The 21739-nt window shown below is 64.6% G+C and carries 21 protein-coding genes and 1 riboswitch; of the genes, 7 read left to right on the top strand and 14 right to left on the bottom strand.

The genetic code is table 11. From position 1 onward, the window contains the following. The 8 genes from BG57_RS08610 to BG57_RS08575 all read right to left on the bottom strand — a co-directional run bounded on the left by BG57_RS08610 (window position 1) and on the right by BG57_RS08575 (window position 8068). Entirely contained in the window at window positions 1–918 is a 918-nt protein-coding gene (locus BG57_RS08610; protein WP_035962270.1) for an ABC transporter permease subunit, read from the bottom strand. Window positions 919–928: 10 nt separating this feature from the next. Further along, window positions 929–1939, bottom strand: coding sequence for an ABC transporter permease subunit (locus BG57_RS08605; RefSeq protein WP_035962268.1), 1011 nt, complete (start codon window positions 1937–1939; stop codon window positions 929–931). Between the two features lie 122 nt (window positions 1940–2061). Next, the gene (locus tag BG57_RS08600; protein ID WP_035962265.1) at window positions 2062–3693 is read right to left on the bottom strand and encodes an ABC transporter substrate-binding protein; all 1632 of its coding nucleotides are present in this window, start codon (window positions 3691–3693) and stop codon (window positions 2062–2064) included. A gap of 238 nt (window positions 3694–3931) precedes the next feature. Continuing rightward, window positions 3932–4771, bottom strand: a complete 840-nt coding sequence (gene metF, locus BG57_RS08595; RefSeq protein ID WP_035962263.1) for a methylenetetrahydrofolate reductase [NAD(P)H] — start codon at window positions 4769–4771, stop codon at window positions 3932–3934. Between the two features lie 28 nt (window positions 4772–4799). Further along, window positions 4800–5153: a phage holin family protein gene (locus BG57_RS08590; protein ID WP_035962261.1), complete on the bottom strand. Its 354-nt coding sequence runs from the start codon at window positions 5151–5153 to the stop codon at window positions 4800–4802. 83 nt (window positions 5154–5236) lie between these two features. Continuing rightward, entirely contained in the window at window positions 5237–6658 is a 1422-nt protein-coding gene (gene ahcY / locus BG57_RS08585) for an adenosylhomocysteinase (protein ID WP_035962259.1), read from the bottom strand. A 32-nt stretch (window positions 6659–6690) separates the two neighbouring features. Beyond that, window positions 6691–6832, bottom strand: a riboswitch (S-adenosyl-L-homocysteine riboswitch). 70 nt (window positions 6833–6902) lie between these two features. Beyond that, the gene (locus BG57_RS08580) at window positions 6903–7625 is read right to left on the bottom strand and encodes an LrgB family protein (protein WP_035962430.1); all 723 of its coding nucleotides are present in this window, start codon (window positions 7623–7625) and stop codon (window positions 6903–6905) included. Between the two features lie 17 nt (window positions 7626–7642). Beyond that, window positions 7643–8068 carry a CidA/LrgA family protein gene (locus tag BG57_RS08575; RefSeq protein ID WP_229754048.1) on the bottom strand — a complete coding sequence of 142 codons (426 nt, stop codon included), beginning with the start codon at window positions 8066–8068 and terminating at the stop codon, window positions 7643–7645. Window positions 8069–8223: 155 nt separating this feature from the next. Here BG57_RS08575 and BG57_RS08570 point away from each other — a divergent pair, with 155 nt between their 5' ends. Further along, window positions 8224–9153: a LysR family transcriptional regulator gene (locus BG57_RS08570; RefSeq protein ID WP_035962255.1), complete on the top strand. Its 930-nt coding sequence runs from the start codon at window positions 8224–8226 to the stop codon at window positions 9151–9153. A gap of 86 nt (window positions 9154–9239) precedes the next feature. On the opposite strand, the gene BG57_RS08565 is transcribed toward BG57_RS08570, so the two are convergent. Next, a complete protein-coding gene (locus BG57_RS08565; RefSeq protein ID WP_035962428.1) occupies window positions 9240–10955 on the bottom strand; it encodes an OmpA family protein in 1716 nt (571 codons plus the stop codon). Window positions 10956–11288: 333 nt separating this feature from the next. Between BG57_RS08565 and BG57_RS08560 the strand changes: the two genes are divergently transcribed. After that, window positions 11289–13001, top strand: coding sequence for an isovaleryl-CoA dehydrogenase (locus BG57_RS08560; RefSeq protein ID WP_035962427.1), 1713 nt, complete (start codon window positions 11289–11291; stop codon window positions 12999–13001). A gap of 21 nt (window positions 13002–13022) precedes the next feature. Here the strand turns inward: BG57_RS08560 and BG57_RS08555 are convergent, their stop codons facing one another. The 5 genes from BG57_RS08555 to fliE form a co-directional block, all read right to left on the bottom strand. After that, the gene (locus BG57_RS08555) at window positions 13023–13325 is read right to left on the bottom strand and encodes an EscU/YscU/HrcU family type III secretion system export apparatus switch protein (RefSeq protein WP_035962253.1); all 303 of its coding nucleotides are present in this window, start codon (window positions 13323–13325) and stop codon (window positions 13023–13025) included. Beyond that, a complete protein-coding gene (gene fliK / locus BG57_RS08550; protein ID WP_035962251.1) occupies window positions 13322–14596 on the bottom strand; it encodes a flagellar hook-length control protein FliK in 1275 nt (424 codons plus the stop codon). Before fliK ends, BG57_RS08555 begins: the two co-directional genes overlap by 4 nt. 44 nt (window positions 14597–14640) lie before the next feature. Beyond that, complete coding sequence (locus BG57_RS08545) at window positions 14641–14970, bottom strand: flagellar protein FliT (RefSeq protein WP_035962249.1); 330 nt, start codon at window positions 14968–14970, stop codon at window positions 14641–14643. Window positions 14971–15000: 30 nt separating this feature from the next. Continuing rightward, complete coding sequence (gene fliS / locus BG57_RS08540) at window positions 15001–15420, bottom strand: flagellar export chaperone FliS (RefSeq protein ID WP_035962247.1); 420 nt, start codon at window positions 15418–15420, stop codon at window positions 15001–15003. Between the two features lie 235 nt (window positions 15421–15655). Beyond that, a complete protein-coding gene (fliE, locus tag BG57_RS08535) occupies window positions 15656–16021 on the bottom strand; it encodes a flagellar hook-basal body complex protein FliE (RefSeq protein ID WP_035962245.1) in 366 nt (121 codons plus the stop codon). 255 nt (window positions 16022–16276) lie between these two features. Between fliE and fliF the strand changes: the two genes are divergently transcribed. From fliF to fliJ, 5 genes are read left to right on the top strand one after another with little or no spacing between them, the layout of a single operon-like run. Further along, window positions 16277–18052, top strand: coding sequence for a flagellar basal-body MS-ring/collar protein FliF (gene fliF, locus BG57_RS08530; protein ID WP_035962243.1), 1776 nt, complete (start codon window positions 16277–16279; stop codon window positions 18050–18052). Continuing rightward, on the top strand, window positions 18042–19037 hold the full coding sequence (fliG, locus tag BG57_RS08525) for a flagellar motor switch protein FliG (protein WP_035962242.1): 996 nt from the start codon (window positions 18042–18044) through the stop codon (window positions 19035–19037). The genes fliF and fliG overlap by 11 nt, the downstream gene beginning before the upstream one ends. Then, a complete protein-coding gene (gene fliH, locus BG57_RS08520; protein WP_035962240.1) occupies window positions 19030–19698 on the top strand; it encodes a flagellar assembly protein FliH in 669 nt (222 codons plus the stop codon). The genes fliG and fliH overlap by 8 nt, the downstream gene beginning before the upstream one ends. After that, on the top strand, window positions 19692–21218 hold the full coding sequence (gene fliI, locus BG57_RS08515; RefSeq protein ID WP_035962239.1) for a flagellar protein export ATPase FliI: 1527 nt from the start codon (window positions 19692–19694) through the stop codon (window positions 21216–21218). Before fliH ends, fliI begins: the two co-directional genes overlap by 7 nt. A 58-nt stretch (window positions 21219–21276) precedes the next feature. Beyond that, entirely contained in the window at window positions 21277–21726 is a 450-nt protein-coding gene (gene fliJ / locus BG57_RS08510; protein WP_035962237.1) for a flagellar export protein FliJ, read from the top strand. Window positions 21727–21739 lie beyond the last annotated feature (13 nt).

Genomic DNA, 21739 nt, shown 5'->3' with positions numbered 1-21739 from the left:
TCATCCCATCCGTTTCAGTTTCGGATCGAGCGCATCGCGCAGCCCGTCGCCGAGCAGGTTGATGACGAGCACCGAGATCAGAATCGAAAGACCGGGCATCGTCACGATCCACCATGCGCTTTCGATGTAATCGCGCGCCGATGCCAGCATCGCGCCCCACTCCGCAGCCGGCGGCTGCACGCCGAGGCCGAGGAAGCCGAGCGCGGCGGCATCGAGAATCGCGGACGAGAAACCAAGCGTCGCCTGCACGATGAGCGGCGCGGCGCAATTCGGCAGCACTTGCGAGAACATGAGCCGCACGGTGCCCGCACCCGCGACGCGCGATGCCGTCACGTATTCCTTCTGCAATTCGCCGAGCGCCGATGCGCGCGTGAGGCGCACATAACCCGGCAGCGCGACGATCGCGATGGCGAGCATCGTGTTGACGAGCCCCGGCCCGATGATCGCCACGACAGCGACCGCGAGCAGCAGCGACGGCAGCGCGAGCAGCACGTCCATCACGCGCATGATCGGCGTATCGAGCCAGTTGAAGAACGCGGCCATCAGACCGAGCACGACGCCCGGAATCAGCGCGAGCACCACCGACACGAAGCCGATCCAGAACGACAGCCGCGCGCCGTACATCAGACGCGAGAGAATGTCGCGGCCCGCTTCGTCGGTGCCGAGCAGGAACATGCGATTGCCGCCTTCGAGCCACGCGGGCGGGATCTTCACATAGTCGCGGTATTGCTCGATCGGGCTATGCGGCGCGATCAGCGGCGCGAAGATCGCCACCAGCATGAGCGCAATGACGATGACGCCCGCCACGACGGCGCCGCGATTGCGCGAGAAGTTCGCCCAGAACTCGCGCGCCGCGACCATGCGGCCGGACGGCGGCGTCAGCGCACCGGGCGGGAGATTGTTTTGAACGTCAGCCATTCGTGTGTCCTCAGCGAGTATGGCGAATGCGCGGATTCAACACGCCGTAGAGCAGATCGACGACCAGATTCACGACGATCACGAGCGATGCGATCATCAGAATGCCGCCCTGCACGACCGGATAGTCGCGCCTCGAAATGGCGTCGATCAGCCACTTGCCGACGCCCGGCCACGAGAACAGCGTCTCGGTCAGCACCGCACCCGCGAGCAGCGTGCCGACCTGCAAGCCGATGACGGTGACCACCGGAATGAGCGCGTTACGCAGCGCATGCACGACGACCACGCGCAACGGCGACAAGCCCTTCGCGCGCGCCGTGCGGATGTAGTCCTCGCGCAGCACTTCGAGCATCGACGAGCGCGTCATGCGCGCGACGACCGCAAGCGGAATCGTGCCGAGCACGATGGTCGGCAGGATCAGATGCGACAACGCCGACGTGAACGCGCCTTCATCGGTCGAGAAGAGCGAGTCGATCAGCATGAAGCCCGTGACGTGCGGAATGTCGTACTCCACCGCGATGCGTCCCGACACGGGCGTCCATCCGAGCTTCGCGGAGAAGAACATGATGAGGATCAAGCCCCACCAGAAGATCGGCATGGAATAGCCGGTGAGCGCGGTGCCCATGACGCTGTGATCGACGACCGTGCCGCGTTTGAGCGCCGCCGCCACGCCAGCCGGCAGGCCGACGACGAGCGCGAAGATCATCGCGCAAATGGACAGTTCGACCGTGGCCGGAAAGCGCGCCAGAAACTCGCCCATCACGCTCGTATTCGTGATGATGGACGTGCCGAGATCGCCCTTCAATGCATGGCCGACGTAAGTGAGATATTGGAGCGGAAGCGGCTGGTCCAGCCCCAGGCGCTTCATGGCTTCGGCGTGCATCGCCGGGTCCACGCCCCGCTCGCCCATCATCACTTCGATGGGATCGCCCGGGATCAGGTGGATGAGCGCGAACGCGAGAATCGTAATGCCGATGAACGTCGGTATCACCATTCCTATGCGTCGCAAAACGAATCGGAACATGATCGCCCTTTGATATCGTTCGTGGGGTAAATACGTAACCGGCGGCCGGATCGTTTCGATCCGCGCCGCCGGCCCTGTTGCGACTGATTATCGTCTAGTGCAAAAAGCGTTCCGTCAGCAGATTACTGCATGCCGACGCCATCGAAGCGCACGTAGCCGAGCGGCTCGATCTTCATGTTCGTCACCTTCTTGCTGACCGGCTGATAGACGGTCGAATGCGCGATCGGCGAGAACGGCAGTTGTTGCGCGAAGATCTGCTGCGCGTCGGTGTAGGCCTTCGTGCGCGCGGCGACATCGGTGGTCGAGCGGCCCTTCACGACGAGATCGTCGAACGGCTTGTAGCACCACTTCGAGAAGTTGCTGCCCTTCACGGCATCGCAGCCGAGCAGCGTGCCGAGCCAGTTGTCGGGATCGCCGTTGTCGCCGGTCCAGCCGATCAGCAGCGCATCGTGTTCGCCCGCGTGTGCGCGCTTCAGATACTCGCCCCACTCGTAGGACACGATATTCGCCTTCACGCCGATCTTCGCCCAGTCGGCCTGGATCATTTCGGCCATCAAGCGAGCGTTCGGGTTATAGGCGCGTTGCACGGGCATGGCCCACAGCGTGATCTCGAAACCGTTCGGGAAGCCTGCCTTCGAGAGCAGTTCCTTGGCCTTGGCGGTGTCGTACGGGTTCGTCTTCAGGTTCTTGACGTAGGACCACTGCGTCGGCGGCATCGGTGCGGTGGCCGCCTGGCCCGCGCCCTGATACACGGAATCGATGATCGCCTTCTTGTTGATGGCCATGTCGAGCGCGCGGCGAACGTCGGCGTTGCCGAGGTCCTTCTTCGTCACGTTATAGGCGACGTAACCTTCGTTGAAGCCGGCCTGCGACGGCGTGTCCACGTTCGATGCCGACTTCAGCGCCGAAATGTCGCCGGGGCGCGGATAGCTCATCACCTGGCATTCGTTGCTCTTCAGCTTCTGCACCCGCACGGCGGCATCCGGCGTGATCGAGAAGATCAGCTTCGAGATCTGCACCGCGTTCGGCTTCCAGTAGTCCGGATTGCCATCGAAGCGAATGGTCGCGTCCTTCGTATAGCTGCGGAAAATGAACGGGCCCGTGCCGAGCGGATACTGATTGATGTCGGAGGCCTTGCCGTCCTTCAGCAGCTTGTCCGCGTATTCCGCCGAGAGAATCGACGCGTATTCCATCGCCATGTTCTGGATGAACGGTGCGCTCACTTCCTTCAGCGTGAACTTGACGGTGTACGGATCGACCTTGTCGATCTTCGCGATCAGCTTGTCGAGGCCAAGGTCCGTGAAGTACGGGAACTGCACGTTGTACGCCTTGCGGAACGGATGGTTCGCATCAAGCATGCGGTTGAACGTGAAGAGCACGTCGTCCGCGTTGAATTCGCGCGTCGGCTTGAAGTACGACGTCGTCTGGAACTTCACGCCGTGGCGCAGATGGAATGTGTAAGTCAGGCCATCGGACGAGACTTCCCACTTTTCGGCGAGACCCGGTTCGACCTTCGTGCCGCCGCGCTCGAATTCGACGAGGCGGTTATACACGGTGAACGTGTTGGCGGTGAAATCGGTGCCTGTGGTGTATTGCGCGGGATCGAAACCGGCGGGGCTGCCTTCGGAGCAGTAAATCAGTGTCTTGTTCGGGATTGCCGCGTTCGCAGCGCTCGCCGCGAACAGCGTTGCCGTAGCGACAGCGCCCATGAGCGCCGACAAGCGGGCGGCTCGCAACAGGCCAGTTTTCTTCATGTTTCCTCCAGGTCAGTGCCGGCTTCTGGCCAGCGTAGCGCGATCTTACTTGATCGCGTCCTCCGCCTTGTTAGCGGACGAAAAAACCGGGCGCAACACTAGCACGAACAAATATGACGCCGATACGCGGTTTTCCCCAGTTTCGGAAGGAGCAAAGGCGTGTGGCGGGATGCGTTGATGCGGGAGAGAAGAAGAACCGCGCGGCGAGCGCCGCGCGGGTGATGCAAACAACGAAAAATCAGGCTTTGCCGAAGCCGAGCCGCTCGCAGATCGTCTTCGTCGCGGCCGCACCGTTCAACGTATAGAAATGCAGGCCCGGCGCGCCTTCATCGACGAGACGGCGGCACAAGCCCGTCACCACGTCGAGACCGAACGCGCGAATCGACTCGCGATCGTCGCCATAGCTTTCCAGCCGGCGCGCGATCCACTTCGGCACTTCTGCGCCGCACATGTCGGAGAAGCGCATCAGTTGCGAGAAGTTCGTGATCGGCATGATGCCCGGCGTGATCGGCACATCGACGCCGAGCTTCTTCGTTTCGTCGATGAACTCGAAGTACGCGTCGGCGTTGAAGAAGTACTGCGTGATCGCGGCGTTCGCGCCCGCTTTCACCTTGCGCGCGAAATTCTCGAGATCGGCGCGCGGCGAACGCGCTTGCGGATGAAACTCCGGATACGCGGCCACTTCGATGTGGAACCAGTCGCCGTGCTCCTGGCGGATGAATGCCACGAGCTCCGACGCATAGCGCAGTTCGCCGACTTCGCCCATGCCCGAAGGCAGATCGCCGCGCAGCGCGACGATATGGCGAATGCCGTGCTCGCGATACGCGCCGAGAATCGCCCGCAGGCTTTCCTTCGACGAGCCGATGCACGAAAGATGCGGCGCCGCCTCGAAGCCTTCCGCCGCCATTTCGAGCACGGTGTCGAGCGTGCCTTGCTGCGTGGAGCCGCCCGCGCCGAAGGTCACGGAGACGAACTTCGGCGAGAGCTTCGCCAGTTGCGCGCGCGAAGCCCGCAACTTGTCCACGCCTTCCTGCGTCTTCGGCGGGAAAAACTCGAATGAGAGTTCGATCGGTTTCATGTTGGTGTGTGCGCGGGAAGCGCGGCGGCTACCCGAAGTTGCGCTGCCCGAAGATGAGCGCCGACAGCAGCCACGAGACGATGCTGTACAGAATCGAGCCGAAGAACGCGGACCAGAATCCCGATACTTCGAAGCCCTTCAGCAAGGACGAGCACAGCCAGAAGCACAGCGCATTCACCACGAGGATGAAGAGGCCGAGCGTGAGGACGGTGACCGGCAGCGTCAGGACGATGAGGATCGGGCGCAGCACCGCGTTGATCAGCCCCAGCACGACCGCGATGATGAGGGCCGTGCCGAAACTGCGTATGTGAATCGACGGCACCAGATATGTGATGATCAACAGCGCGAGCGCATTGATCAGCCATGTCAGCAGCACGGTCATCGAGGTTCTCCGGGATGGTCGTCGTTAGGCGCAACGGCGCGCGGATGCACGAGGCGCCCGCGCGCGACAGCCGCCGCGTCCGATTAATAGCGGTAGTGGTTCGGCTTGAACGGACCGTTCTTTTCTACGCCGATATAGCCGGCCTGCTCATCCGACAGCACGGTCAGTTCCGCGCCGATACGGCCGAGGTGCAGGCGCGCGACCTTCTCGTCGAGTTGCTTCGGCAGCACGTAGACCTTGTTTTCGTACTGGTCGCCACGCGTGAAGAGTTCGATCTGCGCGAGCGTCTGGTTCGTGAACGAGTTCGACATCACGAACGACGGATGGCCCGTCGCGCAGCCCAGATTCACGAGACGCCCTTCGGCCAGCAGAATGATGCGCTTGCCGTCCGGGAAGATGATGTGATCGACCTGCGGCTTGATGTTGTCCCACGTGTACTGGCGCGTGGACGCAACGTCGATTTCCGAATCGAAGTGGCCGATGTTGCAGACGATCGCGTTGTTGCGCATCGCCTTCATATGATCGTGGTTGATAACGTGGTAGTTGCCCGTCGCCGTCACGAAGATGTCGGCCTTGTCGGCGGCGTATTCCATCGTGACCACGCGATAGCCTTCCATCGCCGCCTGCAGCGCGCAGATCGGATCGATTTCGGTGATCCACACGGTCGCGCCCAGACCGCGCAGCGATTGCGCGCAGCCCTTGCCCACGTCGCCGTAGCCGGCCACGACCGCGATCTTGCCGGCGATCATCACGTCGGTTGCGCGCTTGATGCCGTCCACGAGCGATTCGCGGCAGCCATACAGGTTGTCGAACTTCGACTTCGTGACCGAATCGTTGACGTTGATAGCCGGGAACGGCAGACGCCCTTCCTTCTCCATCTGATACAGGCGATGCACGCCCGTCGTCGTTTCTTCGGTCACGCCCTGGATGTGCGCAAGGCGCGTGGAGTACCACGTCGGATCGGCGTCGAGATGGCGCTCGATCGACTTGTACAACGCGACTTCTTCCTCGTTCGCCGGCTTGGCGATCACCGAGCGATCCTTCTCCGCCTTCGAACCGAGGATCAGCAGCAGCGTTGCGTCGCCGCCGTCATCGAGGATCATGTTGGCGAATTCGCCATTCGGCCATTCGAAAATGCGGTGCGAGAATTCCCAGTACTCGTCGAGCGATTCGCCCTTGAACGCGAACACCGGCGTGCCGCCATTGGCGATCGCGGCGGCAGCGTGGTCCTGCGTCGAGAAGATGTTGCACGACGCCCAGCGCACGTCCGCGCCCAGCGCCTTCAGCGTTTCGATCAGCACGCCGGTCTGAATGGTCATGTGCAGCGAACCGGCGACGCGCGCGCCCTTCAGCGGCTGCTGCACCTTGTACTCTTCGCGGATCTGCACGAGGCCCGGCATTTCCGTCTCGGCGATGTCGAGCTCTTTGCGGCCCCATGTGGCGAGCGACATGTCGGCGACGACGAAATCCTTGGTGTTTTGGGAATCGAGAACTGCGGCGTTCATCACGCCCTCCTTTTCTAAAAAGACTAGAAATGTTGACGTGAGCGCCGTTCGAATGCGGTGGCTCTGCGTGCGCGTTCAGTGCTGAAGCGCCTTCGAACCGTCCGGATTGAATGCCTCCGAGCCTGGCAGATGGTGCTTTTCAGCGAACCGTCCGTCGCAACGCTCCTCGGGGGCGAAGGTCGATTGTAGCAAAGTCTTATGAGATGGTTTGGCTCTTGATGCGCCGATTTTGTCGCGCGTTCGCTTAGAACGGCAACACTTGCAGCAAGGGCGCGAGCAGCACCATGACGACGCCCGCGATCATCATCGTGAGACTGGAGACGACGCCCTCTTCGCTCCCCAATTCGCGCGCTTTCGCGGTGCCGACGCCGTGCGCCGCTGCGCCGAACAATGCCCCGCGTGCGAGCCGCGTGCGCAGCGGCACCAGCGCGAGCACGAGTTCGCCGAACAGCATGCCGCATACGCCCGTCGCGATCACGAAAAGCGCGGTGAGATCCCTGGAAGCGTGAATCTTGTCGGACACGGCGAGCGCGAACGGCGTCGAAACCGAGCGCGTCGCGAGGCTGCGCTGCAATTCCGGCGACAGATGCAGCAGCTTTGCGAGCGCGAGCGATCCGCCGACGCCCACGAGAATCCCGACCGTCACGCCGACCGTGAGCGAAATCCAGTGACGCTTGAGCAACGCGCGATATTCGTAGATCGGCACCGCGAACGCGACGGTCGCGGGACCGAGCAGCCACATCAGCCAGCGCGTGTCGGCGAAATAGACCGAATACGGGATGCGCGCTGTCACGACGATCAGCGCGAGCACCGCCGGGACCGCCAGAAGCGGCGTAAGCCACGGGCTTTTGTAGCGCGCGTACAGGCGCTTCGACGCGAAGTACAGCGCGACGGTCAGCACGAAGCACCCCGCCGCGATCAGCCGGCCGGCGTCGTCACCGAAAAGGGAAGCGTAGAAGTGGCTCATCGTCGCTTGGTCGCCGATCACGCACGCGCCGCGTGGCGGGCGCCAAGCGCGCGCCGCAGCGCAAGACGCCGCTCGAGCCGTGCCGCGCGGTCGACGGCGAAGGCGACGGCGACCATCACCATCAGCGTCCCGCCGACGACGACCAGCGCGAGCCGCCAGCCGTCTTCCTTGAACAGCCCGCCGTATTGCACGACGGCGACCGCCGCCGGGATGAAGAACAGCAGCATGTCGGCGAGCAGCCAGTCCGCGCCGGCCTTGACCCAGCGCGGTGCGATGCCGCCGCTCATCAGCAGGATCAGCAGCGCGACCAAACCGACCACACTGCCCGGCACCGGCAACGCCAGCGTGCGCGCGACGAAGTCCGCAGCGAACCAGATTGCGGCAATGCCCGCCGATTGCACCGCCACGCGAACGAACCGCGCGGCGCTGGCGCGGGCGTTCATTACGGGCGTTTGATTCGAAAGGACGGCGGACATGGCGTATTCCGGTAGAAGAATGACTAGGGTTAACCTTGAGTCCGAGTATATGGGCTGCCTTTCCATAAAAAAAATGACTTAAAATTATTCGCATCATTCCGATCTGGAATCCGGAGGCTGCGATGGAATTGCGTGCACTGCGTTACTTCATCGAAGTGGTGAAGCAGAAGAGCTTCACGACGGCGGCCGAGCACATGTTCGTCACGCAGCCGACGATCAGCAAAATGGTGAAGGCGCTGGAAGACGAGGTCGGCTCGCCGCTGCTGCTGCGCGAGGGCCGGCAGATGGTGCTGACGGATGCGGGGCAGATCGTGTATCAGCGCGGCATCGAAGTGCTCGCGGCTCATGCGCGGCTCGAAGCCGAACTGAACGACCTGGGCACCTTCGGTCGCGGGGCGCTCACCATCGGCATTCCGCCGATGGGCGGCTCGCTTTTCACGCCCGCCATCGCGGCGTTTCGGCAGCGGTATCCGAAAGTCGAGCTGAAACTGTTCGAGCGCGGATCGAAAGCCATCGAAGCCGCGTTGATTGAAGGTGAACTCGAACTGGGGGGCGTCTTGCAGCCGGTCGATACCGACATGTTCGACGTGCTGCCCGTCAGCCGCCAACTGCTGTGGCTCGTCGCGCAGAAAGGTTCGCGCTGGGAGGACATGCACGAAGTGCCGCTCGCCGATCTCGCCGCCGAACCGTTCGTGTTTTACGGGGAAAGCCTCGCGCTCAGCGATGTCGTGCTGCACGCCTGCCGCGAGGCGGGCTTTTCGCCGACGATCGTCGGCCGCAGCGGGCATTGGGATTTCATGGCGGCGCTGGTGCAGGCGGGCGTCGGCATCGCGCTGTTACCCGCGCCGTATTGCCGCCGCCTCGATACGGAGGCGTTTACCTGCCGCCCGGTGGTCGCGCCCGAGATTCACTGGGACATGGCGGTCGGCTGGCGGCGCAACGGATATCTGTCGCATGCGGCGCGCGCCTGGATCGAGGTTGCGCGCGAAACCTTGCCCGCGAATCTGGATCAGGACTTCATGGCCGATGGCCTGGCCCGCGGACGCCGCTGAAACGCGGCCTTGAAAGCGAAACGCGCCGGAACCGCCAATAGCGGTCCGGCGCGTGAATCAGCACGGGAACGAAACCGGAAGCCGAATTAACGCACTTCGTGGAACTCGATCCGGCGATTCGCCATGCGTCCGGCACGCGTCGCGTTGCTGGCGACCGGGCTGGCTTCGCCGAAGCCTTGCGCCGTGAGCGAACTTGCCGGAATGCCGTGCTTGACCAGGTAGGCACGCACCGCTTCCGCGCGCTTCTTCGACAGCGCTACGTTCAACGCCTCACTGCCGGTGTTGTCCGAATAGCCGGCGATCTCCAGCTTGATCGGCGACACGCGTTCGTCGCACGCCTTGAGCGTCTTGGCGGATTTGGCGAGCGCGGCCATCGCGGCGGCGGGAGGCGTGTTCGAGCCGATGCGGAAGTTGATCGGCTGCAGATTCAGCGTCCGGGCGATCGCCGGCGCGGTGCACGCTTCGGAGTTCGCCGCGACGGAAACGGCGGAGGCAGCCAATGCAGCCGATGCAGCCGATGCCGGCGCATCGACGCTGCCCTTCGCAGCACCGATGTGCCAGCCCGAGCCCAACAGCGACGTCAGCTTGGCCGCCCAGCCGAACTTCGCGTCGGCGGCGGGGCCTTCCAGTTCGATGTTGTCGCCCGCGATGCGCACACGTGCGCCCGGCAGCTTCAGCACGGGAAGCAGCTTGTCGAGCTTGCCGATCCACGCGGACGGCTTCGTGTCCGGATCGACCGTCAAGTTTGCGTGGAACTTGTCTGCACTGAGCGCGGACGACAATGCAGCGATCAGGCGCTGCCGCTCTTGCTCGCTGCCGACCTTGGCGGTGAGCGTCGGCACGCCGGACGCGTCGACCGTGAAAGAAGCCACCGCGTCCTTGCCGGCCGGCAGCGCCGGCATCGAAGCCTGAACCGGCGCGGATGCGGACGCATCCACGGCGATCGCGGCGGTCGAATCAGCCGTGGAATCCGACGCGGCCGAAGCGTCTGCTTGCGCATCGGCGGCCTGTTCCTTCGGCTTGTCGTCGGTCGAGCAGCCACGCGCGACGAGCGCCGCGAACAGCGCGAGCGCCGCCGCATTCGCGACCCACAGCCATTTGCGCTTGCCCGACGTGTCTTTCGCTTCGTCGTCCGCTTCGGGCGCGGGCGGGCGATCGCTATGAATCGGGAACGCCGCCGCTTCATGCGTCGCCGGATGCTCCAGATGCGACGACACCGCCTTCAGCCGCGACGCCACTCCCGCGAGAAACGCGCCGACGGAGCCGAGGCCGAGCGCCTGCGCGAAGGAGTCCGTCATGTTTGCGCGCACGACGGGCAGTTGATGCCCGAGCAGCGTCGGCAAGGAGCCGACCTGCCCGTTGTTCTGCGTGAAGTAGCGTTTCAGCAGCCCGAGGATGGTGGCCCCGACAACGCCCGTCAGCGTGCGGGTCGCGCGCGCCGCGACGCCGGTGTGCTCGGCGATGCGCTCACTCAGCAAGTTGAGGCTGTCGTGCGACGCAACCGCGCCTTCCACCGACGCACCCGTTGCCAGCAGCGACTGCATGCCTTCGTCATGGACGACGAAGTGCGGCAGTTCGTCGGCGATATGCGTGTTCACGCTCGGCGACATGACCGATGCGAAGAGGTTGCGCGCGCCATCGAGCGACGACGCCTTGTTCATCATCGAGCCGATGAGCGCAGGACCGCACAACGAGATGACGCGCTTGGCGGATTCCGGCGTGCAGCCGACGCGTGAAGCAAGCTGCTGCAACACGCTTTCGTTCAAAGCGCCCTGCAGCAATTGATTGAGGTTCATGCTCATTGCGGTTACTTCCTGAAAAGGCGTGGTCGCGCGGGCGATCGTGCCCGGCAAGTCGAGCCGATTATAGGTTCGCGCGACACCCAGTCAGCGTGGACGCCTAAACAATCGGAATTCTCTCAGCGCGCAACGCTTTCAGACTGCGCCCAAGAAAAGTTGACGATCTGTGACAACCGCGCCGCCACGCCCGGCCCGATTGAAGAGAGCGATGCCTCTACACCTCACCCGAAAGCACGGCCTATGATGGATGAATTCGAGATGGCGACGATGGACCGGGCGAGTGTCGCGTGGAAAAGACAGCGCCGTTGCCGCGTCACCGACGACGGAGACCGACGCATGGATTCGCCCTTGGCCGGCGCACACGATCACCCTTTCGGCGCGACACATCACGTGACGAACCAGGCGCCGCCGCTTTGCGATTACGACGCTTTCGCCGCCGATTGCGCGCTCGCCGCCGCCGTCGAACGCGAGGGCGCGCAGTGGCATGCCGACGCGCTTTCCCGCGATGGCCGCGCGCTCACGCGGCCCGATGTGCTCGCGCTCGCGGACCTCGCGAACCGCCACGCGCCGGAACTCGCGACGCACGATTCGCGCGGCGAGCGCATCGACGCAATCGAATTTCATCCGGCGTGGCACGAGTTGCTGCGGCGGCTGCGTCACGAGGGCCTGCAGGCGCTTCCGTTCGAACCGCAGGCGCGCGCCGGCTCGATGGCCGCGCGCTGCGCAGGCTACTTCCTGCACGGTCAGCTCGAATCCGGGTCGCTGTGTCCGATCACGATGACCTTCGCGAGCATTCCGGTTTTGCGCAACGAACCGGCGCTTTATGCGCGGCTCGCGGGGCCGTTGCTGTCGCGCGAGCACGATCCGCGCGACATTCCGCTGGAAGCCGGCAAGCGTTCGATGATGATCGGCATGGGCATGACCGAGAAGCAAGGCGGCTCGGACGTGCGCAGCAATCGCACGCGTGCGCATGCCATCGATGGAGGCGGCGGGCGCGGCGGCGCCTATCGGCTCATCGGCCACAAGTGGTTCTTCTCGGCGCCGCAATGCGACGCGCATCTCGTGCTCGCGCGCACCGCCGACGAAGGCGGGCTGTCGTGTTTCTACGTGCCGCGCTTTGCGCCGGACGGACGCAAGAACGCGGTCCACGTGCAGCGGCTGAAGGACAAGCTCGGCAATCGCTCGAATGCGAGCAGCGAAGTCGAATTTTTTAATGCCTACGGTGTGATGGTCGGCGATGAAGGGCGCGGCGTGCCGACGATTATCGAGATGGCGAACTTCACGCGGCTCGACTGCGTGATCGGCAGCGCGGCACTGATGCGTGCGGCGCTCGTGCAGGCCATTCATCATGCGCGGCATCGAAGCGCGTTCGGCGCGCGGCTCGTCGATCAGCCGCTGATGCGCAATGTGCTGGCGGACCTCGCGCTCGAATCGGAAGCGGCGACGCTGCTGTTCATGCGGCTCGCGGGCGCGTTCGAGCAGAGTGCGGCGGCGGGCAGCGCGCCGCACGAGCGCGCGTGGCGGCGCATCGTGACGCCCGCGGCGAAGTTCTGGGTGTGCAAGCGCGCGCTCGAATTCACCGGCGAGGCGATGGAAGTCTGGGGCGGCAACGGCTACGTCGAAACCGGGCCGATGGCGCGTTTCTATCGCGAAGCGCCGGTCAATTCGATCTGGGAAGGCTCCGGCAATGTGATGTGCCTCGACGTGCTGCGCGCGTTCGAGCGCGAACAGGACGCCGCGCACGCGCTTTTCGACGACTGGCGCGAGACTGCGGCGCGGCATCCGGCGCTTGGCGCGGCGTTGCAGGGACTCGTCGCGATGCTGACGGGCGATCCGGCGTCCCGCGAAGCGTCGGCGCGCGGCATTGCGCAGCGACTGGCGTTATGCGCGCAAGGCGTGCTGATGGCGCGGCATGCGCCGGCGGACGTGGCGCAGGCTTTTATCGACACGCGGCTCGGCGATGCGCGCGGCGATACCGGGCGGGTGTATGGGACGTTGCCGGCGCGCTTCGATCATGAGGGGATCGTGGCGCGGGCGTTTGCGGGGTAGCGCGCAACGGTGCAGCCGCCGTCAGCGGATCGTCCGCCCCGCTTCCCGGATCGGCTCCTCGTTCTCCAGCCGGTAAACCCACGACAGCAATTCCGCCACCGCCTGATAAAGCGCGGGCGGAATATGCGCGTCCAGATCGACCTGCATCAGCAGCGACACCATTTCCGGCGAATCGTGAACGTACACGCCCGCTTCCTTCGCGCGCTGCACGATCATTTCCGCGACGAGCCCGTAACCCTTCGCGACGACGCGCGGCGTCGTCTCGCGATTCGCGGAATCGTAGGTCAGCGCCGTCGCCTGCTTGCGGCTGTAGGGCGTGCTCATGCCGAAGCTCCGTCGCTGCGGAATAAATGCTCGAGCGGCGAGCGCACCGGCTTCGTGCTTGCCTCGTGCTCGCCCAAATCGATGTCCGCCGAACCGTCCGTCGCACGCACGGAAAACGACGCCAGCGCGATGCCCGCCGCATCGAGCTGACGCGCGAACGCCGCGCCCTCCGACGCCAGGCGGCTCGCGCCGCGATCGCTCGTCCGGATGCGCACCGCGAGCTGCTCGCCGGTCAGCACCAGTTCCGCGTCCACCGTGCCGAGCGCGGGCAGCGAAAGCGTCACACGGGTGCGCCAGGCGCGATCGTCGGCGGGCGATTCGGGCGTGCGGGCGTCGCGCGGCTCACGGCTCACTTCCCATTCGAGGCGCGTGCCCGGCCACGCCTCGCCCTGCCAGCGGAACTGTCCGTTGGCGAGCACGTCGAGTTGCTGGCGCACGACATCGAGCGTCGCGGGATGAATGCCCGCCGTCACCGACGCCTGAACCGCCGATTCATGCGATCCCGGCTGCGCAGCCATGGACGGGGCAGGGCTCGCCGTCTGCGAATTCGACAGCACGGAAGGCGGCGCATCCCGCACCGACGCCGCGAGCGCGGCCGCCTGCTGCGGCGTCTGCGGCATCGCGACGGGGCGCGCGGGCATCGGCGGGGGCGTGTCGGGAATATCGGGGGCGGAGTGGAAATCGTCGGCGAAGTCGAGCGGCGCCGAGCGGGAATCGACGTGCGCCTGCGGCTCGTTGCCGAGCGACGCCGCGCTGCGCTGCCCCGCCAGCCACTGCGCGAGATGCGATTCGTAAAAGAGCCCGCTCTCGCCGACGGTCTTCGCCAGCTCTCCCGCGAGCACCGAAGCCGGCAGCGGCGGCAAGTTCAGGCTCGCGGCGCGCGCTGCGGCGACGGCGGCTGCGTTGGAAGAGAAAGCGGTATCGAAAAGGCCGGTCGTGAGCGCGGCGAACGCGCTTGCAGGGCGCGGAGGCGTCGGCCATAGAGGCGTATCGCCGAGCACGGCGGGCGCTGCACCGCCCAGCCGGGAGATCACGTCGAGCGTGCGCGCGACTTCTGAAAGCTCGGTTTTCGCCGACGCCGCCGCGTTCGCCGCAACCGATGCGGGCGTGACTGGCGCATCGACGGAATGCGATGTGTCCGCTTGCGTGGTCGTCCGGCCAGCGGCGGCGCCGGCCGCGCCGTTGACGCCATCGGCCGCGCGGATCGCGGACAGGACGAGGTCGGTGCGGCTCGCAAGCAGCGCCGCCAGCGTGGAGTCGAGTCCTGTCATGCCGAAATCCTCAAGTGCGTCCGCTCAATCGCGCGGCGCGTCGTTCAACGCAGTCCGACCATCTTCTTCAGAACGCGCGCCGTGCTGTTGACCGTGAATAGCGCCGACAAGCGCGCGAGACTCGGCGAGCTCAGATCGCGAATGGCGGCGTCGTCGGCGAGAATCTTCTTCACCAGGTCCAGCTTGCGCGCCCGGGCGCTTTCGTCGAGCTCCGAGCCGGCATCCGTCTCCTGCAACTGGTCGACCAAGCCGCGATACACGCCCTGCATCGCCTTTAGTTCGCTCCATTCGCCTTCGCGCGCCGCCACCAGCATCTGGGCGGAAAGCGCGGCGATGGCTTCGTAGTGAGCGAAGTATTCTTGTGTGGTTTTCATTCTTCTCTGGCAGTCGCCCGCCACTTCCGTTCAGACGGCTGCCGCGGTCATCTGCGCCACTTCCGGTCCAATTCCAACCCACGCTTCCTCGAGCGTCGCGAGCAAGTCGTCGACTTCAACGAGCATCTTCTCGTCCTGCTTCAGGTTCGCTTCCAGAAGCCGGCGCGTCATGTACGAGTACAGCGCGTCCAGCCGCTGCGCGATTTCGCCGCCCGCTTCCTTGTTGAGCGCCTGCTGCAAGCCGCTTTCGACGATGTTGATCGCCTTGCCGATCGCCGCTCCGCGTGCGCCGATGTTGTTCTGCTGCTGATGCATCCGCGCCTGCGCAATGGCCTGCCTCGCGCCCTGATAAAGCATCACGATGAGCCGGTGCGGGCTGGCTCCCATCACGCCCGTCTGAACGCCGACGCGCGCATATGCGTTGGCTCCCGCCTGTCCCTGCGAATACATCGATGGCTCTCCCTGAATGCAATGCCCGCGCGGCCCTCGCCGCCCGTCCGGACGCCCGTTGCGTGTCCGGCAAGAAATCGGTGCCGGCGGAAATCACGAAGGCGCTGCCCGCTCTCGCGAGCGAACCATCGTTCGCCGTGCTGTTATCGGGGTTATCGGAGGAACGCGGCAAAGCTTTAGGGCGCAAGGCTTCGGGGCCAAAACGGCGGGCTCGCGCGGACGGCGCCTGAACGCGTCAGACGGAGATCTGCATGATGTCGTTGTACGCCGACACCAGCTTGTTGCGGACCTGCAGGCCGAACTGGAGACCGACGTTCGCCTTTTGCATGTCGACCATCACGTCGTTGAGCGAGACGTTCGGCGCGCCGATTTCGAACGCGTGCGCTTCGCCGAGCGCCTTGGTCTGGTTGTCGCTGATTTTGTCGATCGACGATTTCAGCGCATCCGCGAAACTGCCCGCGCTGACCGCGCCGGAGCTTCCGCGTGCCTTGGAGACCCCGCCGGTGACTGCGCCCGACGCCGACGCGCCGCCGGCCGCCTCCGCGGACATCGACTGGATGGCGCTCATCGCGGCGGAAAGCGGATTGATCGGAAAGTTCATGTTGACTCCGTGTGACTGCAACGCTATCTCAAAGAACAGAAGGGTGTCCGGGCGGCGCTCGGGAGCCTCTTCCAGGTTTGAAAAAGATTAGCAGCGGGGGCGTTTCCAAACCGCCCGAAGAACGGGGGAAACCCGGCTCTATTCATCGAATCGACTTGCAATCTTGTGCGGATAATCCCCATCGTGAAAAGACTCCTTAACCGCTGACGAACAGCGGCGACAGGAAGACGCCAAGATTCGGAGCATCGACGCCAAATGGAAACGCCCAACAACTCTTTGATTACGCCCGACGCCAGGATGGGCCTGGCCGGCGCGCAGCCTGGCGCGGCCGGCAGCGCCGCTGCGGGCGCGGGCCTTCCGGGCGGTAATTTCGGCGGCTTTGCACAGCGCGTGCCGATGCTTTCGCAATTCCGCTCGAACCCGCGCGTGCCGCTGATCATCGCGGTCGCCGTGCTCGCGATGGTCGTCGCCGGGCTGCTGTTGTGGTCGCGCCAGCCGGACTATCGCGTGCTGTTCAGCAATCTGTCGGACCGGGACGGCGGCGCAATCGTTACCGCGCTCCAGCAGGGCAACATTCCCTACAAGCTGTCCGAAGGCGGCGGCGCCATCCTCGTTCCGGCCGAGCAGGTTCACGAAACGCGCCTGCGTCTCGCGAGCCAGGGCTTGCCGAAAAACGGCTCGGTCGGCTTCGAACTGATGGACAACCAGAAGTTCGGTATCAGCCAGTTCGCGGAACAGATCAACTATCAGCGCGCGCTCGAAGGCGAACTCGAACGCACCATCGGTTCGATTTCGTCGGTGAAGTCGGCGCGCGTACATCTCGCCATTCCGAAGCCGAGCGTCTTCGTGCGCGACAAGGAACTGCCGACCGCCTCGGTGATGGTGAACCTCTATCCCGGCCGCGTGCTCGACGAAGGGCAAGTGCTCGCGATCGCGCACATGGTGTCGTCGGGCGTGCCGGACATGCCGGTGAAGAACGTGAACATCGTCGATCAGGACGGCAACCTGCTCACGAGCCAGAGCGCCGCAAGCGGCCTCGACGCATCGCAGCTCAAGTACATGCAGCAGATCGAGCACAACACGCAGAAGCGCATCGACGCGATCCTCGCGCCGCTCTTCGGCGCCGGCAATGCGCGGTCGCAAGTCAGCGCGGACATCGACTTCTCCAAGCTCGAACAGACCGCCGAAAGCTATGGCCCGAACGCGAATCCGCAAAGCACGGCGATCCGCAGCCAGCAATCGAGCGAATCGAGCGAAACGTCGGGCAGCGGTGCGACGGGCGTGCCGGGCGCGCTGTCGAATCAGCCGCCGCAAGCGGCATCGGCACCGATCGACGCCGCCGCATCCGGCGCGGCCGCCACGAAGTCCACGCCGCAAAACCAGCGCAAGGACACGACGACGAACTACGAAGTGGATCGCACCGTGCGCCACTTCGAGCAGGCGACGGGCGGCATCAAGCGTCTTTCGGTGGCGGTGGTCGTCAATTACGAGAAGAAGGTCGATGCGAAGGGCAACGTCACGATGACGCCGCTCGCCGCCGACAAGCTCGCGCAAGTGCAGCAGCTCGTGAAGGACGCGATGGGCTACGACGAGAAGCGCGGCGATTCGGTCAACGTCGTGAACAGCGCGTTCTCGTCGGACCTGAACATGACGCCGGACGTGCCGTGGTGGCGCACGCCCGACATGATTGCGCGCGGCATCTCGCTGGCGAAGTACGTGGGCATCGGCATCGTCGCACTGTTCCTGTACTTCAGCATGGTGAAGCCGGCGATGAAGCGCGCCTTCCCGCCGCCGCCCGAAATCGCGCCGACGCTCGCTGGCGCACCGGACGAACTTTCGCTGCTCGACGGCCCCACGATGGACGGCGAGAAGAAGGACGAAGAAGAAAAGGATGCCGAGGTCAGTCTCCTCGGTCATGAAAGCAACAAAGCCAAATTCGATCGCAATCTCGACTACGCCCGCATGGTTGCGCGGCAGGACCCGAGAATCGTTGCGACCGTCGTGAAGAACTGGGTGTCCGATGAACGCTGAAGGCCTGAATAAAGCCGCTCTCCTCCTGATGTCGATCGGTGAGGAAGAAGCCGCCGACGTTTTCAAATATCTCGCACCGCGCGAGGTCCAGAAAATCGGCGCGACGATGGCGGCGCTCAAGAACGTGACGCGCGAGCAGCTCGACAACGTGCTGACCGAATTCGTGCTGGAAGCGGAAAAGCACACCGCGCTGTCGCTCGATTCGAGCGAGTACATTCGCTCGGTGCTGACGAAGGCGCTCGGCGAGAACAAGGCGGGCGCGCTGATCGACCGCATTCTGCAAGGCAGCGATACGAGCGGTATCGAGGGCCTGAAGTGGATGGACTCGGGCGCGGTTGCGGAACTCATCAAGAACGAGCATCCGCAGATCATCGCGACGATCCTCGTGCACCTGGACCGCGATCAGGCTTCGGAAATCGTGTCGCTGCTGAACGACCGGCTGCGCAACGACGTGCTGCTGCGCATCGCAACGCTCGACGGCATCCAGCCCGCCGCGCTGCGCGAACTCGACGACGTGCTGACCACGCTCCTGTCCGGCAGCGACAACCTGAAGCGCGCGCCGATGGGCGGCATCCGCACGGCGGCGGAGATTCTCAACTTCATGTCGAGCAATCACGAGGAAGGCGTGCTGTCGAACGTGCGCGACTACGACGCCGAACTCGCGCAGAAGATCATCGACCAGATGTTCGTGTTCGAGAACCTGATGGATCTGGAAGACCGCGCAATCCAGCTGCTGCTGAAGGAAGTCGAGTCCGAAACGCTGATCGTGTCGCTGAAGGGGGCACAGCCCGGCTTGCGCCAGAAGTTCCTGTCGAACATGTCGCAACGCGCGGCCGAACTGCTCGCCGAAGACCTCGATTCGCGCGGTCCGGTGCGTGTATCGGAAGTCGAACAGCAGCAACGCAAGATTCTGCAGATCGTGCGCAATCTCGCCGAAGCCGGCCAGATTCAGCTAGGCGGCAAGGCGGAGGACGCATATGTCTAACGCTGCTGCCGCGAAGGCCAACGTGTCGGCGTACCAACGCTGGGAGATGGCGTCGTTCGATCCCGTCACCGTCGACAACAGTGCGGCCGACCAGGCCGCGCTCGAAGCGCATCTGCGGCGCGTGGAGGAAGATGCGCACGCGCAGGGGCTGGCCAAGGGGCACGTCGCCGGTCAGGCGCTCGGCTTCAAGGCGGGCTTCGAGCAGGGCGAGGCGCGCGGCTTCGAGGAAGGCCGCAAGGAAGCGCTTGCGCAAGCCGCGCAACTCGCACAGATCGCCGATACCTTCAAGACCGCGCTGCAGGCCGCCGATGCTGCCATCGCGGAATCGCTTGCCGCGCTTGCCATCGATATCGCGCAGCAGGTCGTGCGTCAGCATTTGACGCTCGATCCGACCGCGCTCGTCGCCGTGGCGCGTGAAGTGATTGCCTCCGAGCCGGAGCTTTCGGGCGCGCCGACGCTGGTCGTCAGTCCGGCGGATTTGCCCGTCGTCGATTCGTATCTGAAGGAAGAGCTCGAAGCCGCTGGCTGGACCGTGCGGCCCGATCCGGCCATCGAACGCGGCGGCTGCAAGGCGCACGCGGCGACGGGCGAAATCGACGCGACCAACGTATCGCGCTGGGAGCGCGTCGTGGCGGCGCTCGGGAGGAACAAGCCGTGGTGAACAATCGAATCACGCAGGATGGCCTGAGCGCGCTGGAACAGGAACTCGCGCGGGCGTCGTTTGGACCGCTCGCAGGCGATGAGACTATCGCCGGCGATCTGCCCGATGACCACGCCGCGCGCACGATCGCCGAACTCGCCGCGCTCGCGGGCAATCCGCATATCGACACGTGGCGCGACAAGCTCGATGCGCTGAAGTCGCGCAACGCGATCGCCAAGCCGCTGCGTCCTTGCGGCCGCCTGACGCGCGCCGCGGGCCTGGTGCTCGAAGCCGTCGGCCTGAAGATGGGCGTGGGTTCGGAATGCATGATCGAGTTGCCGCCCGGCAGCGCGATCCCGACTGCCGAAGCGGAAGTCGTCGGCTTCGCGGGCGACAAGCTGTTTCTGATGCCGACGACGGAAGTCGCGGGCCTTTTGCCGGGCGCGCGCGTGTATCCGCTGGAAAGCGCGCCGATCAACGATCCGATGGCGGGCGCCAAGCGTCTGCCCGTCGGCTGGGAAATGCTGGGCCGTGTGGTCGACGCATCCGGCCGCCCGCTCGATGGCCTCGGCCCGCTCGGCGCGAAGATGGATGCGCCGCTGGCCGGGCCCGTGATTAATCCGCTGAACCGGGAGCCAATTCACAAGGTCCTCGATGTCGGCGTGCGAGCGATCAACTCGCTGCTCACGGTCGGACGCGGTCAGCGCATGGGCCTCTTCGCGGGCTCGGGCGTGGGTAAATCCGTGCTGCTCGGCACGATGGCGCGCTATACGAGCGCGGAAGTCATCGTGATCGGGCTGATCGGCGAGCGGGGCCGCGAAGTGAAGGAATTCATCGAGCAGATTCTCGGCGAGGACGGACTCGCGCGCTCGGTCGTCGTGGCCGCCCCGGCGGACGTGTCGCCGGTGCTGCGGATGCAGGCCGCCGCGTACACGACCTCGCTCGCGGAGTATTTCCGCGATCAGGGCAAGCACGTGCTGATGCTGATGGACTCGCTCACCCGCTACGCGATGGCGCAGCGCGAGATTGCGCTCGCGATCGGCGAGCCGCCCGCGACGAAGGGTTATCCGCCGTCGGTGTTCGCGAAGCTGCCCGCGCTCGTCGAGCGTACCGGCAACGGCCCGGAAGGCGGCGGCTCGATCACCGCGTTCTACACGGTGCTCACCGAAGGCGACGACCAGCAGGACCCGATTGCCGATTCCGCCCGCGCGATTCTCGACGGCCATATCGTGCTGAACCGGTCGCTCGCGGAGGCGGGGCATTATCCGGCGATCGATATCGAACAGTCGATCAGCCGCGTGATGACGTCGATCATCGACGACAAGCATCTCGAGCGCGTGCGTCTCTTCAAACAGATGCTTTCGCGTTATCAGCGCAACAAGGATTTGATTAATGTCGGTGCGTATTCGCACGGACGGGACGCGTTACTGGACCGCGCGATTGCGTTATATCCGCGCATGGAGTCGTTTTTACAGCAAGGCTTTCGTGAGCAGGCAAATTTTGAACCGAGCCTCGATTTGTTGCACCAGCTTTTCGAATAGTATTCGGGCCATTCCTCAGAAGAACGCGTAGAACCACGACCACAGAGACCGCACGTCCATGTCCAAGAATCTGCCGATCACCACGCTCATCGAACTCGCGCAAGAAGAGCTCGACACCGCTACCAAGAAGCTGGGCAAGTTGCAGCAGGAAAAAACCGAAGCCGAGGCGCAGCTCCAATCGCTCGTGACGTATCGCGACGAGTATCACGCGAAGTTCACGGCATCCGCGCAGCAAGGCACGACGGCGCAGACGCTGCGCAATTTCCAGGCGTTCGTCGATACGCTCGATGCGGCCATTGCGCAGCAACGCGCGGCGATCGTGATGGCGGATCACCGCATCGAGGCGATGAAGCCCGAATGGCGGTTGAAGAAGCAGAAGGTCGGCAGTTACGAGGTGCTTGCGGCGCGTGGCGAAGCGGTGCTCGCGAAACAGGCGGCGCGCGTTGAACAGCGCGAGGCCGATGAGCATGCGGCGAAGGTGCTTCGGATGCGTGCCGCGAGGGCCTGAGTTTTTTAGCGGC

Origin of the sequence: Caballeronia grimmiae (assembly GCF_000698555.1) — a bacterium.
Classification (GTDB): domain Bacteria; phylum Pseudomonadota; class Gammaproteobacteria; order Burkholderiales; family Burkholderiaceae; genus Caballeronia; species Caballeronia grimmiae.
Note: the sequence above shows the minus strand (reverse complement) of the source record. Positions and strands in the feature narration are given on the sequence as shown.

What these genes read in the sequence shown, in the direction of transcription:
- metF (WP_035962263.1), bottom strand. Translation starts at nt 4,771, where the DNA reads ATGAAACCGATCGAACTCTCATTCGAGTTTTTCCCGCCGAAGACGCAG.
- BG57_RS08545 (WP_035962249.1), bottom strand. Translation starts at nt 14,970, where the DNA reads ATGAAAACCACACAAGAATACTTCGCTCACTACGAAGCCATCGCCGCG.
- BG57_RS08590 (WP_035962261.1), bottom strand. Translation starts at nt 5,153, where the DNA reads ATGACCGTGCTGCTGACATGGCTGATCAATGCGCTCGCGCTGTTGATC.
- BG57_RS08560 (WP_035962427.1), top strand. Translation starts at nt 11,289, where the DNA reads ATGGATTCGCCCTTGGCCGGCGCACACGATCACCCTTTCGGCGCGACA.
- fliG (WP_035962242.1), top strand. Translation starts at nt 18,042, where the DNA reads ATGAACGCTGAAGGCCTGAATAAAGCCGCTCTCCTCCTGATGTCGATC.
- fliJ (WP_035962237.1), top strand. Translation starts at nt 21,277, where the DNA reads ATGTCCAAGAATCTGCCGATCACCACGCTCATCGAACTCGCGCAAGAA.
- BG57_RS08555 (WP_035962253.1), bottom strand. Translation starts at nt 13,325, where the DNA reads ATGAGCACGCCCTACAGCCGCAAGCAGGCGACGGCGCTGACCTACGAT.
- fliS (WP_035962247.1), bottom strand. Translation starts at nt 15,420, where the DNA reads ATGTATTCGCAGGGACAGGCGGGAGCCAACGCATATGCGCGCGTCGGC.
- BG57_RS08600 (WP_035962265.1), bottom strand. Translation starts at nt 3,693, where the DNA reads ATGAAGAAAACTGGCCTGTTGCGAGCCGCCCGCTTGTCGGCGCTCATG.
- ahcY (WP_035962259.1), bottom strand. Translation starts at nt 6,658, where the DNA reads ATGAACGCCGCAGTTCTCGATTCCCAAAACACCAAGGATTTCGTCGTC.
- BG57_RS08605 (WP_035962268.1), bottom strand. Translation starts at nt 1,939, where the DNA reads ATGTTCCGATTCGTTTTGCGACGCATAGGAATGGTGATACCGACGTTC.
- fliK (WP_035962251.1), bottom strand. Translation starts at nt 14,596, where the DNA reads ATGACAGGACTCGACTCCACGCTGGCGGCGCTGCTTGCGAGCCGCACC.
- BG57_RS08610 (WP_035962270.1), bottom strand. Translation starts at nt 918, where the DNA reads ATGGCTGACGTTCAAAACAATCTCCCGCCCGGTGCGCTGACGCCGCCG.
- fliE (WP_035962245.1), bottom strand. Translation starts at nt 16,021, where the DNA reads ATGAACTTTCCGATCAATCCGCTTTCCGCCGCGATGAGCGCCATCCAG.
- BG57_RS08580 (WP_035962430.1), bottom strand. Translation starts at nt 7,625, where the DNA reads ATGAGCCACTTCTACGCTTCCCTTTTCGGTGACGACGCCGGCCGGCTG.
- fliF (WP_035962243.1), top strand. Translation starts at nt 16,277, where the DNA reads ATGGAAACGCCCAACAACTCTTTGATTACGCCCGACGCCAGGATGGGC.
- BG57_RS08570 (WP_035962255.1), top strand. Translation starts at nt 8,224, where the DNA reads ATGGAATTGCGTGCACTGCGTTACTTCATCGAAGTGGTGAAGCAGAAG.
- BG57_RS08565 (WP_035962428.1), bottom strand. Translation starts at nt 10,955, where the DNA reads ATGAGCATGAACCTCAATCAATTGCTGCAGGGCGCTTTGAACGAAAGC.
- BG57_RS08575 (WP_229754048.1), bottom strand. Translation starts at nt 8,068, where the DNA reads ATGAACGCCCGCGCCAGCGCCGCGCGGTTCGTTCGCGTGGCGGTGCAA.
- fliH (WP_035962240.1), top strand. Translation starts at nt 19,030, where the DNA reads ATGTCTAACGCTGCTGCCGCGAAGGCCAACGTGTCGGCGTACCAACGC.